We start from the raw sequence: 15,504 nt of genomic DNA, 5'->3' as shown, positions 1-15,504 counted from the left end.
GAACATTCTGCTGATGCAGATTTTTCAGATGAGATTTAATAGCGGGATATTATTCAAAATATTAAATATTAATTAATTTTCCAATAAAATTAATCAGTATATATACCTATGAAAACGAAGATTTGTGATAAATAAAAAAGGGACGCAATAAAAAAATCACGTCCCTTTTAATTAAATAATTTTTTATAAAATATTTACTTCACAAGCAGCATTGATTTGCTTTCATTAAAGCTGCCTGCATTAATTTTATATATGTAAACACCGCTTGAGTATTTGCTTGCATCCCACTGAACATCATAAACTCCTCTGCCCTGGTTCTGGCTTACGATTGTTTCAACTTCATGACCAAGTATATCGTATACTTTCAATGTTACAAAGGCAGATGATGGTATAGAGTATCTTATCTTTGTAGTAGGATTAAACGGATTAGGATAGTTTTGTGATAATCCAAAACTTTCAGCAGTAATATTGTTATTGGATATTCCTGTGAAGGTTGTAAGGTCAAGCTTGAAGCATCCTCTTCCATGAGTTGCAGCTAACAAAATTTTATTTCCTTCTCTGTATTTTAAATCAAAAATTTCTACAGTCGGCATTCCTGTATTATGGAGTGACCATGTTGCTCCATCGTTGTAAGACATGTACACACCTAAGTCTGTCCCCACAAATATTGCTCTTGGCGCAGCATTGCGGAGTATAATTGTGTTTACTGCTGCGTTCGGCAAATTGCCTGAAATGTTAACCCATGTCACTCCGCCGTTTGTTGTTTTAAATACTTTCTGGCTTTGTGAAGTGCCGGCGCATGATACATAACAAATATCATCGTTAGTTTTATCAACTGCGAAGTCACTTATATATGGAAGTCCTGTATAAGTAGTCCAGTTTGTTCCTCCGTTTGATGTTGATAAAATTCTTCCGTTCGATGTTCCGATGTAAATTTTAGTTGGATTCGTTCCGTTCCCGATTCCAATTCCTGATACGCTTCCGCTGACAGTTGTTGTTGTTGCAATCTGAGTCCATCCGCTGCCAGAGCTTGCTGTTCTTGCATTTGAAGTTACCCATACGTCTGCTCTTCCGAATACAATGAACTGACTGTTGCCTGAAGCCATTTCATAAGGATTATAAAATAAGCCGCCTGCTGAACCGGTTGGAGTTATATCACTAAAGCTTGCGCCTGAGTTTGCAGAGCGCTGTATTGAACCGTTAACATACTGACCGTAAACATATTGTGAGTTTTCAGCATCGATAACTGTGTATCCGCCGTCTCCTGTCGTTCTTTGTACCCATACAAGTCCGTTATTTGTTGAAGTCTGTTTATTGTTATCCTGACATCCCCCTTGCATCAATGAAGGATTTACAGGATCGTAATCTGCGCTTTGATATTGAAGCGTGGAAATTGTTGTGTTCAGATCTGTCCAGCTTGCGCCGTCATTTGTTGACTGATAAATTCCTCCGTCTGAGCAGCAATAAAGATAATTGTTAAGCGGGTTGTATGTTAAATAGTGAATATCTGCGTGGCAAAAATTTGAAGTTGTGCCTGTTGACCAGTTTGTTCTTTTTGTAAGTGTTGTACCTGAGTTTGTTGAATTATATAAGTCAAGTCCTCCTGTAACAATAAAATCCGTTGTGCCCGGTTTTATTGCCATTGCATTATCATACCATCCCTGTGTACCCATATAATTTGTTGAGTTGTTCTGAAGTGTCCAATTGCTTCCGCCGTCAGTTGTTTTATAAACACCGAGCAGACTTCCGCTGCTGCTTGAGGCAAAACCTAAATACAAAGTTAAATGGTCTGTCGTTGACATTACCATTGGTGACCTTCCAAGTCCACCTGTGGGTAGTCCGTTAGTCAGGTTTACCCATGTAGTTCCGCCGTCAGTTGATTTTCTTACTGCGCCTGCACCTGTATTAGCTGAGTTTGTAAAATACATTATCTGATTATTTGTATAATCCATAATCAGCGAGTTTACATTTCCCGCAGATGATAATTGAGACCAGTTAGCTCCGGCATTTATAGAACGAAAAACTCCGTTCTTGCCTGCAGCGTAAACTATATTAGAATTTGATGGTGTTACAATTATTTTTGAGTAATTCGAATTAAGACTGTAAGGCGCTACCTGTGCCCATGTTAAACCAGCATCGGTAGATTTAAAAATTCCGTCTCCGTAATGGCTATCGAGCGAATAGTTAAGCTCACCTGTACCGAAATAAAGTACGTTAGGATTATTCGGGTCGATTGCAATATCACCGCCTGCGATGTTTGAAAGCCCGTCCGTCATTACAGTCCAGTTCACTCCGCCGTTTGTTGTTTTCCATACTCCTCCGCCTGCTGTTGCAATGTACATTATATTGGCATTAGTAGGATGGAAGGCAATTGAGTTAGTTCTTCCTGAAACATAGTTTGCGTTAGTTACCTGATAGAACATACCCGTTGGAGTAACGCTCTGCCATGTAGCTGTGCCGTAAGGCGCATCAGGAATTTCGGAAGTTCTTTTCATTTGCTGCATCTGAACGATGGCATTATGATAAGCGTCGGGGGAGATTATCTTACCGGGTCCGCCGGCTCTTCTTTCGTAGATATATTGCTCGCGCTGGAAGATGGTTTCAGAAGTTTCTTCGTTTTCCTCGTCATCTGCCTGGGCAAGAACAAAGTTGTTTGAAAGAATCAGGGATAGAACTGCAAAAAGGTACAGAAAGGGTTTTCTCATTGCTGGATTTATTCCGGTTTAGTTTTTCAGAAATTGAAATTAACGATATTAAAGGATTATTTCACTATATATGAACGTATCAGAAGGGAAAAAGATTTCAGTTTGTGAGGGGGGATGGAGATTCTGAATTTAGAATGTAGAATTATGAATATCTTAATCTCTGTATCTATGCAAGGAGATTGTATATTTAAACAAGACCCCTCGTTCCAATGCTCCAGCATTGGAACGAGGGGTGGTTATAATATTTATCTCCCCATACCTACTAATAGGGAAGAAAAGCTTTGTTCCGAAAAATAAATTTTATATTTTAGAGTGAAGTATTTGAGGGAATACTTCGTAATTGAGAGTAACCTTATTTTGCAGAATCCGCCTTGTCGGATGTAAACAAAATCCGTCAAAAACCCGTCAATTGAAGAATAAAAATCGGCGGGATTGTTAAATCAATATTCGGAGAACAAAATGTGACAATAATGTTACTTTTTTATACTCATTCACCAATGTCCTCGTTGAGAATGCATACGTTACGAACGAGGACGTTCGTAACGAGGGTTGTTGAAATTGATCTTAAACAAGTTTCCCCCTCCTTTAGAAGGAGGGGGATTAAGGGGGTGGTTTAAAATGTGACAATAATGCGACTATGCAATTAACAATTTATCAATTAACAGAAAAAACCCGACTATTTCCCGACAAATTTATTTAATGAATAATTAATAAAGTATAATGAATAATAAAAATCCGACCAAAACCCGACTTTTTTCAAAAAAAAATTAGGGGTTTTACTTGATACTAACTACTTGTTACTAAATACTAAATGAAAACCAGACTATTTTCCGACTTTTTTCAAATATTGAAATAGTTAGAGGAGATATAGCGAGCAAAATTACTTTATACCTTCTACTTTTGACTTCATACAATAAAAAATGTGACAATAATGTTACTTTGATAACAGGTTTCAAGAGATCCTTAAATCGATATTATGCTCAATGAACATTTTGAGATTTATAAGCAGGAAACTCCAGCTCTGAGTGATATGAATAAGCAGTGAAAAGTCGTTATCTTCAATTATAATATTTGAATGACAGACGGAAAGAATAGTTTTACTCTTGTTTGCCTTAAAGATGACTTCAACAAACTCGGGACCGAAAGGGAAGTATAGCCTGTCATTAAGACGGAACACTTTAAACTGCGTTTCGAGCGATGTGCCGTTTTCCCAGTTAAAAACGAGCGTTCCGTTTTGCCGGGCATCACAGCGTGCGGATTTTGACCACCACTTTGCTATCTTTTCTGCATTGGTGAAATATGAGAAAACAAGATCGGGTGATGCGTTGATTTCTATTGAATCGTTTACTTTTAAATTATGCTGCGCCATAGGGGGATAATGGTTAAAAATACAAATTTCAAACTTATAAATGAATTCAAATTATACCTTATTAGACAAACATGACATTCTTTTTATAAAGTGACATTAATCTTAATAAATTAATTGAGAATCTGAGCAAAATTAGCAATGTGTTTCGGTACTATTTTTGAGGTAAAATATACAAACATTATTAAGAAAACATAAACAGGAAGACCTACTCCAATGTGGATTAATAAGAAACAAATGAATGACAATCCCTCAAAAAAATCATCGCAGTTAAGTTCTGAAGGTGCAGGCAATAAAAATCAAAAACTGTCCGTTCAGAAAAAATCCAATACTAAACTTTCAGTATCAGATTCCGAGATAAAAAATATCCAGAACTTAATAGGCTGGCAGATTTCTTAATCTTTCAATTTGGAAGCCGGAAAATTAGAACGGCTTCCCCCAAACCTAAGTCCGGAAAGAAGCCGTTCATGCGGTTTCACCTCGCTTAACCTATGGATGAAATAAGTTATACCAAAAATCTGTCCGGTGAAGCCGAAATTATTTATTTCTTATAAAAAGTGCCCAAGTCCCGTTTTAATAATAACCTCGCTTATTCTTACATAAAGCGAAAATTATAGTTTGTTACTTCCAGATTGTTAAAATTATCATACAAATGGTAATGCCGATTACAGGATAGCCGATATCAATTAATACAAGTTTCATTGGCCTGCTCTCCCATGAGTAAGCAATCATCATAGGAAGAGCGGCGAAGATAATACCGACTACCAAACCAAGCTTGATTGCCTGTGTAACAGTAACAATTTTCATGTACCAGACTAAGAATGCGCATCCGAATGCAACAAGGGTTTCCATTACGAATGTACCAATGAATTTTGCTGCCATTCCGCCTTTTTCAGGCATACTGACTTTGACACCGTGCTTTTCAAGCTCACTGCCCCAGGTTTTCCCGAAAATAAGTGAAAACCAGACAGCTCCGAGAAGCCAATATGCAACACCCGATACGATAACGGCAAGAATGTTTATATGGTCTAATATCATTGAAAGAAAAGCCATATGAGTAAGAAATAAATTTTATAATATGAGAAATACAAAATTTATATGAGATCCGGAAAAATTGTGCGGAGCCAAATAATTTATTCTGACGCGGTCAAAATGACTTAACTTTTTATCTGTGCGGTGTGATTGGTAAAATTACGGAATATCTTTTTAAAGGGCAAGAAATAATTACAAGAGATAATTATAAAAGTGACCGATGAATTACTTTCGGGTTTCTTTCCCGAACTGTAGAAGATATCCGTTGTTATCATAAATTGCAAACTCCCGCATTCCATAGGAGAAATCTTCAATCGGGTAGCAGACCTTGCATTTATCTTTCAGTTCATTCCATACATCATCTACTTCATTTGTATTGATGTATAATGAACCGCTCATAATCGGTTCAGGAAAATTTCTGTGATCGTTTGGGGTTATAAACATTATTGATAACCCGTTCTTTTTAAGTGACATCCATCCCCATTCTTCGGAGTAACCGTCGTTCTCGAAGCCGAGTATTTGGGTGTAAAATTGGAGTGTATCCTTCATGCTTTTTGTTTCAAGCATCGGAGTAATAGATCTGACTGAATAGTTCATAGTAAAGTTTTAATGATTAATGTCTCCAGCGATGAGGTTCTTCTGCGTAGAAATCAAGATGCCCGCATGCCTCGCATTTGTAAATTCTTACAGGATGCTGCGGAGCGCTTGCATTGGTACCCATGAATTTTGTAATTTCGTCCCTTTCACCTTTTACCCAGACAGTGTAATTGAAATTGATAGGGTGCTCGCTGTTTGTTACATAAAAAAAACCTGCTTCCAGCTTGGAATTGCACTTACTGCATGTTTTGTTTTCTTCCATAAAAAGTAAAATTGAATGACAAATTTGACATCATATTAATTGATGTGTCAGTAATGAAAAATACAAGTATTTGAAAATGAAACTTATTCGCAATTTTGAAAGGTATGTTAATTGTATTTCCTAGTTTAGAATTTTAAAACGAGGATAAAATAATGCTTACTACAAAAAGCTATTACACAAACCCTAATCTTTTAAAGAAAATCAGAATCAGAACAATAGAACAAAATCAAAGAGAAGAATTCAATAAAGTTATGCAAAATTCTTTTATTAGTTCTGAAACAGAAAACATGAACGTACAAATTAATAATGCATCAAGCTCTGTTATTGGTTTGCTGCAAGCATAATAACAAACAGACTATTTTTTTATTATATATTTAGAGCCAGGTAACAGTTACTCTGATTCTATTTGTATTAGAGGATGATCGACCAGTCCAAATCATCCATAATCTAACATATAATTTGTTCTTTTGCCAAATTAATTCACGTGTTGCGTATTTATCGAAACCATCGCCTTTAAATTGTTCATTCCCGTTGTTACCAGTGGAATTACCTAGTATATTTATGAGTTGAACAGCTAAACTATCGAATTTATTATAATAAATAATTTTCTCGATTTCAGTTACTTTATCACTGTTAGTATCATGCTTATACATTTTCCATTGAACTTTATCCCAAGTATATTCAATCAACTTCACAGTTGAATCTTTTTTTGAAAAAAAATATTCCACAAATGGTGGTCGTACAAAAGAAGTATCCACTCTGAAAAAAACATAAGGGAAAACTAAGTCATGCATAATTTCTCCTGCATTAGGTATATAATCCTGAGATATATAGACTCTTGCAGTATCTTTATATAATTCTGAATTTAGTTTTTTTTCAATGACAAAAGCATCTTTTATGTTTATTGATTTAAAACAAAAGAAATTTGTTTGTGCTAATAAAATGTTGTAAATTAAAAGAAAGACTATTAAAAATATTTTTCTCATAATATGGTTTATTTTTTCAATGTATACTTGAGATTTATAATATTCAATCCGTCTATATAAAAGCCTTCTATATTTTTGTTGAGTAAATAAATCTGTTCATTATAATATAACGGCAGCCATGCAGCATCTTCAATAACGATTTTCTGCATCTCATCATAGATTTTCATTCGTTCATTGTTATCAGTTACCTTTAAAGATTTTTCATAAAGCTCATCTATTTTAGGATTTGAGTAACCGACTCTGTTCGGTCCTTTTGGCGTTATGTTCTTACTGTAAAACAATGCCATGAAATTTTCGGGGTCAAAATAATCTGCTCCCCAGCTTGCGCGCCAGAACGGAAACTCACCGTTCTCCTGTTTTGAAACAAGTGTTGCCTGGAGGAGCTGCTCAATCTGCATCTCAACTCCGACTGACTTTAACTGCTCCTGAATAGCAATTGCAACTGAGCGCTGTATTTCTTCGTTTCCGCAAACCAAGCTGAGCTTTAAATTTTTTCCTTCGGGATATCCGGCTTCTTTAAGCAAATCCTTTGCTTTGTTTTTATCAAATGTATATCCTTTTATTTCAGGATTAAAACCCGGCATTCCGGGAGGAATTGGTCCGTTAACAGCCGGCTTGCCTCTGTTTTTTAAAACAAATTTTACAATCTTGTCTTTATCAATCGCATAGTTAAGAGCTTCTCGTAATTTTTTGTTGCCGGCAAATGGTCCTGACTTTCCTCCGGGTAAATCAGGTGACTGCATCATACCGAGGAAAACGGTTTGCAGCCAGGGCTGTTTTACCAATAAGAAATTTTTTATATCTGCATCTTTTAGCTTTCCGGATTCATCCGTGATAACATCGAATGTTTCCGATGACGGCTGATGAAAATCATACTTGCCGTTTTGGAAATCAAGAAACTCTGTTTCAGACGATTGGGTGAAAGTTATCTTCACTCCGTCAAGATAGGGGAGAGTCGTTCCTTTTGAATCTTTATCCCAGTAGTTTGGATTTTTATCCAATACAAGTTCTTTATCGATACTCCAGTGATTAAACTTGAAAGGTCCCGAGCCTACAGGATGAAAACCGAATGACTCTCCGTACTTTTCTACAGCTTCTTTTGGATAAACAAATCCGTACGTCATTGTAAGAAGCGAGAGGAAAGGAGAGAATGCATTATATAGTTCAATTGTAAGAGTTGAGTCGTTAACTGTTTTTATACCTGTAATGTCATTTACTTTTCCCTCGGAATATTCTTTTGCGCCTTTGATTTTATCTCTGAAAACCCACATGCCGCGGGTTTTTGATTTAGGATTATTGACTCGTTCCAAACAATATTTGAAATCAGTTGCAGTTACATTTCTTCCTTTGCCGGATGGAAAACATTCATCGTCCTGAAATTTAATATCGCTTCTGAGATTGAAAGTGTAAATAATTCCGTCGGGAGAAATAGTCCAGCTTTTTGCAATGCAGGGAACGATGTTTTTATCTTTATCGAATTGAACAAGTCCTTCCATAATCTGCTGAACTCCCCAGATGCTGAAAGCGGAATTTGACATAACAGGTTCAAGTGTTTCAATTCCTTCTTTTATATTGAGATTGAATATCTTTTTATCGGAAGAGTTTTTTGGTCCGCAGGAATTGAAAAGAAATATGCCGGCTATTAAGGGAAGTAAAATAGAAAACTTCAAAAATCGCATTTGATTAATTATTAAATTGTTATCTGATATAAAAAATTGTTTTGAGTCCCAGTGAAAAATCAAAAATATCAGCCTGAGTTTTATCTGTCATAAACGTGTTTCGTAATTTTATATAAGGGATAATTCCAACTCCGTCTGTGAAGGCTAACAGCATTCCAAGTGATGCCTGCGGAAAAAATCCTTTCTTATTGAAATCTGTAAAATATCCTCCGCCTACTGATATCATAAACGCGGCAAAGTCCCCCGGCTTAGGATAAAAATCATAGTTATATGAAAACCTTAAGTGATTGCTGTTTTCACTTCTGAAAAGATGGGAATACTCAGCAGAGATGTGTCCGGCATTAACCATTCCTATTCCGATTTCTTTTGTAAGTCCAAAGTATGTTTTGCCGTCTTCAACTGCAATAATCGGATTGATGGGAAAGATCACCGAAATAATTTCAACTCCCAATCCTGCTTCAGATTTGTTCATTTTGCTCAGAGAAGGTAAATGATTTAAAGACAGCACATCATTGGAAGAAGACTTCAATGATTGCGCATTACAGTTGATACAAACCATAACGAATAAAACAGAACGGCAGAAAAAACTTAGGGATTTTTTCATTTTATGCTAAGGTAGAATTTTAGATATTGGAAAATAGTCAATCACAGTCTGAAATTAAATCCAACATGACAAAATAATATGAATAAAAATATAATAGATAATATTAAGAAGGCGCATTCGCTGACAAATAATAAACCCGATGAATATTTTGTAGCTTACGATAATATTTATAAACTTTTACAAAAAAGATTAAACGTAAATTTTGATAAGGAATATTTAGTCTATTATAGTGAGAGCGGAGAAGTTACCCGCTTCGGATATGAAGAATTTATAAAGAAAGCATTTAAGCTTGCAAATTATCTTCTTGAAAACGGAATTAGAAAAGAGGCAAGGGTCGGAACGTTCCTTCACAACCATTACGATACTGTGATTTTATATTTTGCATGCTGGTCAATCGGAGCAACTGTAGTTCCTGTTAATGTGAACGAAGAGCCGCAAAGAGTGAATTATATTTTCAAAGACTCCGATACAAGAATGGTTTTTACTCTGAAGATGTATGAAGAAAAATTGAAAGAGGCAGTTCATGATTTGCCCGGAGAACTTGTGCTGTTCGACACTCTAGATTACAGTCAGGAGAAAGACCGGGTAATGCAAAGGCAGCTTGTCGACAGGGAAACAGAGGCAATGATAGTTTATACTTCAGGGACAACAGGAAATCCAAAAGGAGTTGTGCTTACGCAATATAATTTAATGATTGATGCAGATGGAATTGCAATCTGGCATAAGCTTTATAAAGATGATACAATGATGTGTGTGCTTCCGATTCATCACGTGAACGGAACAGTAGTAACAATTATGACAACAATGTATTACGGGGGGAAGTTAGTCCTCAATCAGAAATTCCAGACCGATAAATTTCTTAAACGCCTTCAGGATGAAAGTGTAAAAATTGTGAGTGTGGTGCCAACACTTCTGCAGTTTATGAATCATTCCAGTGAAGATGTTTCCAAATATAATCTTGAAAATTTCTCACATATAATCTGCGGTGCCGGACCTTTAACATGTGAAGTTGCCAAAAATTTTGAAGAGAAATTTGAGCTAAGGATTGTTCACGGTTACGGACTTTCTGAAACAACGTGCTACTCCTGTTTTATTCCGATTGACTTATCAATTGCAGAGCATTTTCAGTGGCAGAACGGATTCGGATATCCTGCAATCGGCATTCCGATATACTGGAATGAAATGGAAATACATAATGAGCACGGAGAATCGCAGGATGAAAATGTAAAAGGGGAGATTGTTATCCGAGGGCATAACGTCATGAAATATTATTTTAAAAATGACGAGGCAAATGCAAAGACGTTTGAATTTGGATGGTTCAGAAGTGGTGATGAAGGATTTTTCAGATATGACAGGCATAAAAATAAATATTTTTTTATAACGGGAAGACTTAAGGAACTTATTATAAGAGGCGGAGTTAATATATCAACTCTGGAAGTTGATGAAGTTATTTCAGGCTGCGAGTTTGCGCAGGCAGGAATATGTGTCGGCTTTGAAAACGACTGGTATGGCGAGGAAGTCGGGGCACTTATCCAGTTAAACGAAGGCGTTAAGGAAAGCGAAGAACTTAAGGAAAAAATTCTTGAATTTTTTAAGAGCAAGCTGCCTGCTTACAAAGCGCCGAAAGTTGTGATTTTCACGGACACAATTCCTGTAACATCAACAGGAAAATATCAGAGGAATAAAGTAAAGCACTTATTCCAAAAATATAAAGAGACTCAGTTCAAATAAAATGAAAACAATAATTCTGGCTGTTTCAATTCTATTTATCTTTTCTTCTGCACAATCACAAACAAGTTTGAAATTACTCGATAAAACTGCAGGCAAAACCGATACACTTAAAAAATTAAATTTAAAAGAATCACCTAAAATAGATGTCGGAGACCTGGCAGGTGAATTTGCCTTAGGGAATTTGCTCGGAGGTCTTGGAGGATTTTGCATCGGAGCAATTGGTACAGGGATTGAAAAATCGGGCGGCTCACATGGAGAGATGGCAGGATTTGGCGGATTTGTAATCGGTTTTATTGTAGGTCATAGTGCAGGAAGTATTTTGGGAGTAACACAGGGAATTTCAACAAGCCACGTATCCGGCAATATCGGATTGACAATTTTAGGCGGATTGGCAGGAAGCACGGCATCAGTTCTTTATGTTGCAAATGGAAATGCCAACTCACTTGGAGGATACATATTTGCCGGAACTTTCCCCACAGCAGGAGCGATGATAGGTTTTAATTCTTCCTTATACTATACAGATAAAAAAAATGTAAGCGAGATAAAAGAATCAGGCACACATTTTAAGATCAAAAATGATTTTGAAGTAAACGTAATAAAACTAAACTTCCAGCTTCCAAATGAACTGGAGCTTTCTAAAATCCCTGAACGGTTCTTGCTCGCTTTAAAATAATTTCATTGTTCGGGTCAAAAACAATCTGAACAGGTTTGTCCGAAAATTTTAACTCAAATGTCTGGTCGTTGCGGTCGTTTTCCAGTCTGACAATCTTTGTTTCCTTCTGGAATAAAACCTGTATCTCAACAGGCATCTTAAAAAATTCTTCTTTCTGAGTCTGCTTTATATTAAATGTAACTTTCCACTCGTCTCCCTCCTTCTTTATTTCATATCGGTTATCATAAACGGGATGGTTAGGTCTATAGAGCCATTCATCGAAGAACCAGCTTAGATCTCTACCGGAATATTCACTCATCAGTTTCACAAATTCATTCGTGTTGATATTCTTATACATTAAGTCAGAATTGGTAGTATATTTTTTAATGCTTGAAAAAAATAATGTATCACCAAGGACGTATCGCAGCATATAAAGTATTGCTCCGCTTTTATTGTAAGTCATAGCTACATTGAAAAGAATATTATTATTAGGCACGATTGAATCCCATGAACGGTTGTAAATTGGTCTTCCCGGATTTGTAACTAAATATTCATCTGCATTTATTTTATTCAGCCTTCTGTATTGAGTTTTACCTTCCATTCTTTCAGCCCAGATGGTTTCGCAGTAAGTTGCAAATCCTTCGTTAAGCCAGATGTCTGACCACCGTGTAGGAGAAATCATATCGCCAAACCAATGGTGGGCAAGTTCATGAGCAAGCAAGTCATCATTGTAGCAGTTTCCGCAGAGGGTAATAAAAGTCTGGTTTTCCATTCCGCCCCATGGGAACTGATTATCTACAGTAGCAAATGCAAGCTTATCGAAAGGATATGTCCCGAACATTTCCGAATAAAAATCCATCATTTCAGGAACACGCTGCATCATTAAATCAAGTTTACTCTTCTCATCTGTTTTTTGATAATAAAATCTGATTGGTACTGTCTTATCGGAGTTCTTATCCTTCCATTCAATAACCCTCATTGAGTAATTTTCGCTCGCAGCAACTACTGCCAGATATGTCGGCATAAGATAAGATTCTTTCCAAGTGTAAGTGGTTGTCTTGCCGTCAGAAGTGGAATCGATTAGCAAACCGTTTGATCCCAGCAAAACACCGGCTGGAACTTTACCTTTTATTTCAAACAATGCTTTATCATCAGGAAAATCTTTGCAGGGATACCAGCATCTTGCGCCTTCCGGTTCGCAGTCAGTATAAACAATTCCTTTGCCTACATAAAATGCAGTATCAAAATAATTTGTATGTGAGTAGCCGATTCCTATCTCAAATTCTTCATCCTTCTGATAAGTCCTGTCCAGACTTATTTTCACTTCGTTCTTTTCATGCGTAAATGATGTGGCCGCAGTTGAAACGTTTTCAATTTTTAAAGATGCATTGTTGGCATTGAGAACTAAAGAATTAATATCTTCCAGTGCTTTTACTTTTATTTTCACATTGCCTGTGAATACATAACTGCGTTGCGGCTTAAAATTATTGGTGAAGTCTACATCTATTGAATAATTAAGCACATCAATATTTTTATCCTGCGCGAGCAGGGAAGAGACAAAGAGAAGGAGAATTGGAATCAGTTTTTTTATCATATGTTTATTAGTATCAGATATAAAAAAACCCGGGAAAAAATTCCCCGGGTTTTTATAATTAAAGAATTTTTAAAATTATACTAATTAAAATGCAGCAAGTTCCTCGCATGCTTTCAAAATCCAGTCGTTCTGCGGCAAGGCAGCTTTCTCAAGATTAGAATGATAAGGAACGTGAACATGTAACCCTGCAATTCTTTTTACAGGAGCGTCAAGATATGTGAAAGCTCTTTCAGAAATTTCAGCGGCTATCTCAGCGCCGAATCCCATGAACTTTGAATCCTCATGGAATACAATCACCTTGCCTGTTTTCTTTACAGAAGCTAAAATTGTTTCCATATCAAGCGGAACGATTGTTCTTATATCAATTACTTCTACGCCAACGCCTTGCTTAGCCATTTCTTTTGCAGCTCTCATTGCCTTATCTACCATTGCGCCGTATGTTACGATTGTAATATCATCGCCTTCAGTTTTTACTGCAGCTTTGCCGAACGGTAAATAATAATCTGCATCCGGTTCAGGTGATTTTGCAAATCCCTGTCTGTATAAAAATTTATGCTCTAAAAATAAAACCGGGTCGTTCAACTGACATGCAGTCTTCAATAAACCTTTTGCATCAGCAGCATTTGAAGGATACGCAATATAAATACCTGCGCATTTTGCAAAAATCCCTTCGATGTTTTGTGAGTGATATGGTCCGCCGTTAATATATCCGCCGCAAGCTGTTCTGATTGTAACAGGAGCAGGGAAAGTATTGTTCGAGCGGTATCTGTACATTGCAAGCTCATCTCTTATCTGCATCATTGCAGGCCAGATGTAATCTGCAAACTGAATTTCAACAACAGGTTTCAATCCCGCAATTGCAGCACCGATAGCAGTACCAACTATAGTTGCCTCAGCAAGCTGTGAGTTGAAACATCTTTTTATTCCGAATTTATTTGTAAGTCCTTTTGTAGCAGTGAATACACCGCCTTTATTATCCTGAACATCTTCACCGTAAACGATCATGTTAGGATTTTTTTCCATCTCTTCATGCAGCGCGTGATTGATTGCGTCAACCATCACAACAGGCTCGCCTGAAGGAACGGTCTTTTCATATTCAATCGGAGTCTGCTGGTCGGCAGGACAGAATACATAATCTTCAACTGTCGATGCATCAGGAGCAGGCTGCTGCCATACATCATCTGCAATTTTCATTACTTCATCAAAAACTTCTTTTCTTATTCTTTCAGCGTCTTCTTTTGTAATTATATTATTCTCTATAAGAATGTTCTCTAATTTTAATAGCGGGTCTTTTTTTGTATCTTCTTCAAGGTCTTCTTTGCTTCTGTATTTTTCCTGTGCATCAGATGCTGAGTGTGAACGCAAACGTACTACGTTAGCATGAATCAATGTAGGTCCGTTACCTGCTCTTGCATGCTCAACTGCTTCTTTACATGCAGCATAGCTTGCAAGAAAATCTGTTCCGTCCAGGTCAACTCTGTTTAAACCAACAAAACCTTCAGTTGCTTTATAAACCGAACCGCCTGCAGTCTGCTGAGATACAGGAACTGATATTGCAAACTTATTATTCTGGATAACAAAAACTACGGGGAGCTTATCGCGTGAAGCCCAGTTAACTGCTTCCCAGAATTCACCTTCCGAAGTAGAACCTTCACCGCCGCCTGCGTAAGCAACTGCATCTGTTCCTTTATAAACTTCTGCTAATGCTGCGCCTGCTGCTTCAAGATATTGTGAACCTGTTGTAAGTGATGCTGTAGGAATTCTGAACTGCTGGCTGCCGATAGTCATAGGCATCTGTCTTCCGCCTGAAAATGTATCAGTGCCTTTACCCATTGAGTGCTGCATCATCTGTTCAACTGTTACACCCATTGTCATACAGATTGCATTATCGCGGTAATATGTATAGAGCCAGTCTTTGCCGGGCTGCATTGCCATTCCCATTGCGACCTGAATGCCTTCATGTCCTGAACCTGAAATGAGGAAAGTTGCCTTGCCTTGTTTTATTAATGTATCAACTCTGTCATCGTTCAGACGTGAGCGGAGCATAATCATGTATGCTTCTTTCAGTTGAACTTCTGAGAGCCCGTGGAATTTATCTTTGTCTTTTGTTTCTTTTGAAGAGGATTTTGGTTTTTTAGTGCCGTTTTTTTTGCTATCGGAATTCACAAGAATATCCGCCATTTGCGTATCGCTCATGCTTTGGTTTTAATTAATATAAAATAAACGTGAACCTTAAATATAACGTTTTTGAATGTTTATTGAAAGATAATTTGAAAATTGTAGTTTCCTTTTTTCT

14 protein-coding genes are annotated in these 15,504 nt (G+C 36.9%); 4 read left to right on the top strand and 10 right to left on the bottom strand.

Annotated features, from left to right (window positions below; translation table 11 throughout):
* Nucleotides 1-194: 194 nt before the first annotated feature.
* A complete protein-coding gene (locus JST55_02780) occupies nt 195-2,705 on the bottom strand; it encodes a T9SS type A sorting domain-containing protein (protein MBS1492405.1) in 2,511 nt (836 codons plus the stop codon).
* 952 nt (nt 2,706-3,657) lie between these two features.
* Nucleotides 3,658-4,074: an SRPBCC domain-containing protein gene (locus JST55_02775; protein MBS1492404.1), complete on the bottom strand. Its 417-nt coding sequence runs from the start codon at nt 4,072-4,074 to the stop codon at nt 3,658-3,660.
* A gap of 234 nt (nt 4,075-4,308) precedes the next feature.
* On the opposite strand from JST55_02775, the gene JST55_02770 reads away from it, so the two are divergent.
* Nucleotides 4,309-4,470 (top strand): hypothetical protein, encoded by a 162-nt coding sequence (locus JST55_02770; protein MBS1492403.1) that lies wholly within the window; start codon nt 4,309-4,311, stop codon nt 4,468-4,470.
* A gap of 222 nt (nt 4,471-4,692) precedes the next feature.
* Here the strand turns inward: JST55_02770 and JST55_02765 are convergent, their stop codons facing one another.
* From JST55_02765 to JST55_02755, 3 genes are all read right to left on the bottom strand, one after another.
* Nucleotides 4,693-5,124 carry a DUF1761 domain-containing protein gene (locus JST55_02765; protein MBS1492402.1) on the bottom strand — a complete coding sequence of 144 codons (432 nt, stop codon included), beginning with the start codon at nt 5,122-5,124 and terminating at the stop codon, nt 4,693-4,695.
* 204 nt (nt 5,125-5,328) lie between these two features.
* Nucleotides 5,329-5,700, bottom strand: a complete 372-nt coding sequence (locus JST55_02760) for a VOC family protein (GenBank protein ID MBS1492401.1) — start codon at nt 5,698-5,700, stop codon at nt 5,329-5,331.
* 16 nt (nt 5,701-5,716) lie between these two features.
* Nucleotides 5,717-5,962 (bottom strand): hypothetical protein, encoded by a 246-nt coding sequence (locus tag JST55_02755; protein ID MBS1492400.1) that lies wholly within the window; start codon nt 5,960-5,962, stop codon nt 5,717-5,719.
* A gap of 152 nt (nt 5,963-6,114) precedes the next feature.
* Between JST55_02755 and JST55_02750 the strand changes: the two genes are divergently transcribed.
* The gene (locus JST55_02750) at nt 6,115-6,306 is read left to right on the top strand and encodes a hypothetical protein (GenBank protein MBS1492399.1); all 192 of its coding nucleotides are present in this window, start codon (nt 6,115-6,117) and stop codon (nt 6,304-6,306) included.
* 30 nt (nt 6,307-6,336) lie between these two features.
* Here JST55_02750 and JST55_02745 read toward each other — a convergent pair whose 3' ends face one another.
* From JST55_02745 to JST55_02735, 3 genes are read right to left on the bottom strand one after another with little or no spacing between them, the layout of a single operon-like run.
* On the bottom strand, nt 6,337-6,948 hold the full coding sequence (locus tag JST55_02745; GenBank protein MBS1492398.1) for a hypothetical protein: 612 nt from the start codon (nt 6,946-6,948) through the stop codon (nt 6,337-6,339).
* 8 nt (nt 6,949-6,956) lie between these two features.
* The gene (locus JST55_02740) at nt 6,957-8,618 is read right to left on the bottom strand and encodes an ABC transporter substrate-binding protein (protein ID MBS1492397.1); all 1,662 of its coding nucleotides are present in this window, start codon (nt 8,616-8,618) and stop codon (nt 6,957-6,959) included.
* Between the two features lie 28 nt (nt 8,619-8,646).
* A complete protein-coding gene (locus tag JST55_02735; GenBank protein ID MBS1492396.1) occupies nt 8,647-9,231 on the bottom strand; it encodes a hypothetical protein in 585 nt (194 codons plus the stop codon).
* A gap of 78 nt (nt 9,232-9,309) precedes the next feature.
* Here JST55_02735 and JST55_02730 point away from each other — a divergent pair, with 78 nt between their 5' ends.
* Both JST55_02730 and JST55_02725 read left to right on the top strand, forming a co-directional pair.
* Nucleotides 9,310-10,962 carry an acyl--CoA ligase gene (locus tag JST55_02730; GenBank protein MBS1492395.1) on the top strand — a complete coding sequence of 551 codons (1,653 nt, stop codon included), beginning with the start codon at nt 9,310-9,312 and terminating at the stop codon, nt 10,960-10,962.
* 1 nt (nt 10,963) lies between these two features.
* Nucleotides 10,964-11,635: a hypothetical protein gene (locus tag JST55_02725; protein ID MBS1492394.1), complete on the top strand. Its 672-nt coding sequence runs from the start codon at nt 10,964-10,966 to the stop codon at nt 11,633-11,635.
* Here JST55_02725 and JST55_02720 read toward each other — a convergent pair.
* Nucleotides 11,598-13,208: a M1 family metallopeptidase gene (locus tag JST55_02720; protein MBS1492393.1), complete on the bottom strand. Its 1,611-nt coding sequence runs from the start codon at nt 13,206-13,208 to the stop codon at nt 11,598-11,600. The genes JST55_02725 and JST55_02720 overlap by 38 nt on opposite strands.
* An 84-nt stretch (nt 13,209-13,292) precedes the next feature.
* Nucleotides 13,293-15,389, bottom strand: coding sequence for a tungsten formylmethanofuran dehydrogenase (locus JST55_02715; protein MBS1492392.1), 2,097 nt, complete (start codon nt 15,387-15,389; stop codon nt 13,293-13,295).
* Nucleotides 15,390-15,504: the final 115 nt, after the last annotated feature.

The organism is Bacteroidota bacterium (assembly GCA_018266835.1).
Lineage (GTDB): Bacteria > Bacteroidota > Ignavibacteria > Tepidaquicellales > Tepidaquicellaceae > JAFDZO01.
Note: the sequence above shows the minus strand (reverse complement) of the source record. Positions and strands in the feature narration are given on the sequence as shown.

Excerpts from the sequence above, each read along its gene's own strand:
- JST55_02765 (MBS1492402.1), bottom strand. The coding sequence starts at position 5,124 with ATGGCTTTTCTTTCAATGATATTAGACCATATAAACATTCTTGCCGTT.
- JST55_02750 (MBS1492399.1), top strand. The coding sequence starts at position 6,115 with ATGCTTACTACAAAAAGCTATTACACAAACCCTAATCTTTTAAAGAAA.
- JST55_02770 (MBS1492403.1), top strand. The coding sequence starts at position 4,309 with ATGAATGACAATCCCTCAAAAAAATCATCGCAGTTAAGTTCTGAAGGT.
- JST55_02780 (MBS1492405.1), bottom strand. The coding sequence starts at position 2,705 with ATGAGAAAACCCTTTCTGTACCTTTTTGCAGTTCTATCCCTGATTCTT.
- JST55_02755 (MBS1492400.1), bottom strand. The coding sequence starts at position 5,962 with ATGGAAGAAAACAAAACATGCAGTAAGTGCAATTCCAAGCTGGAAGCA.
- JST55_02745 (MBS1492398.1), bottom strand. The coding sequence starts at position 6,948 with ATGAGAAAAATATTTTTAATAGTCTTTCTTTTAATTTACAACATTTTA.
- JST55_02730 (MBS1492395.1), top strand. The coding sequence starts at position 9,310 with ATGAATAAAAATATAATAGATAATATTAAGAAGGCGCATTCGCTGACA.
- JST55_02760 (MBS1492401.1), bottom strand. The coding sequence starts at position 5,700 with ATGAACTATTCAGTCAGATCTATTACTCCGATGCTTGAAACAAAAAGC.
- JST55_02715 (MBS1492392.1), bottom strand. The coding sequence starts at position 15,389 with ATGGCGGATATTCTTGTGAATTCCGATAGCAAAAAAAACGGCACTAAA.
- JST55_02725 (MBS1492394.1), top strand. The coding sequence starts at position 10,964 with ATGAAAACAATAATTCTGGCTGTTTCAATTCTATTTATCTTTTCTTCT.
- JST55_02775 (MBS1492404.1), bottom strand. The coding sequence starts at position 4,074 with ATGGCGCAGCATAATTTAAAAGTAAACGATTCAATAGAAATCAACGCA.
- JST55_02735 (MBS1492396.1), bottom strand. The coding sequence starts at position 9,231 with ATGAAAAAATCCCTAAGTTTTTTCTGCCGTTCTGTTTTATTCGTTATG.
- JST55_02720 (MBS1492393.1), bottom strand. The coding sequence starts at position 13,208 with ATGATAAAAAAACTGATTCCAATTCTCCTTCTCTTTGTCTCTTCCCTG.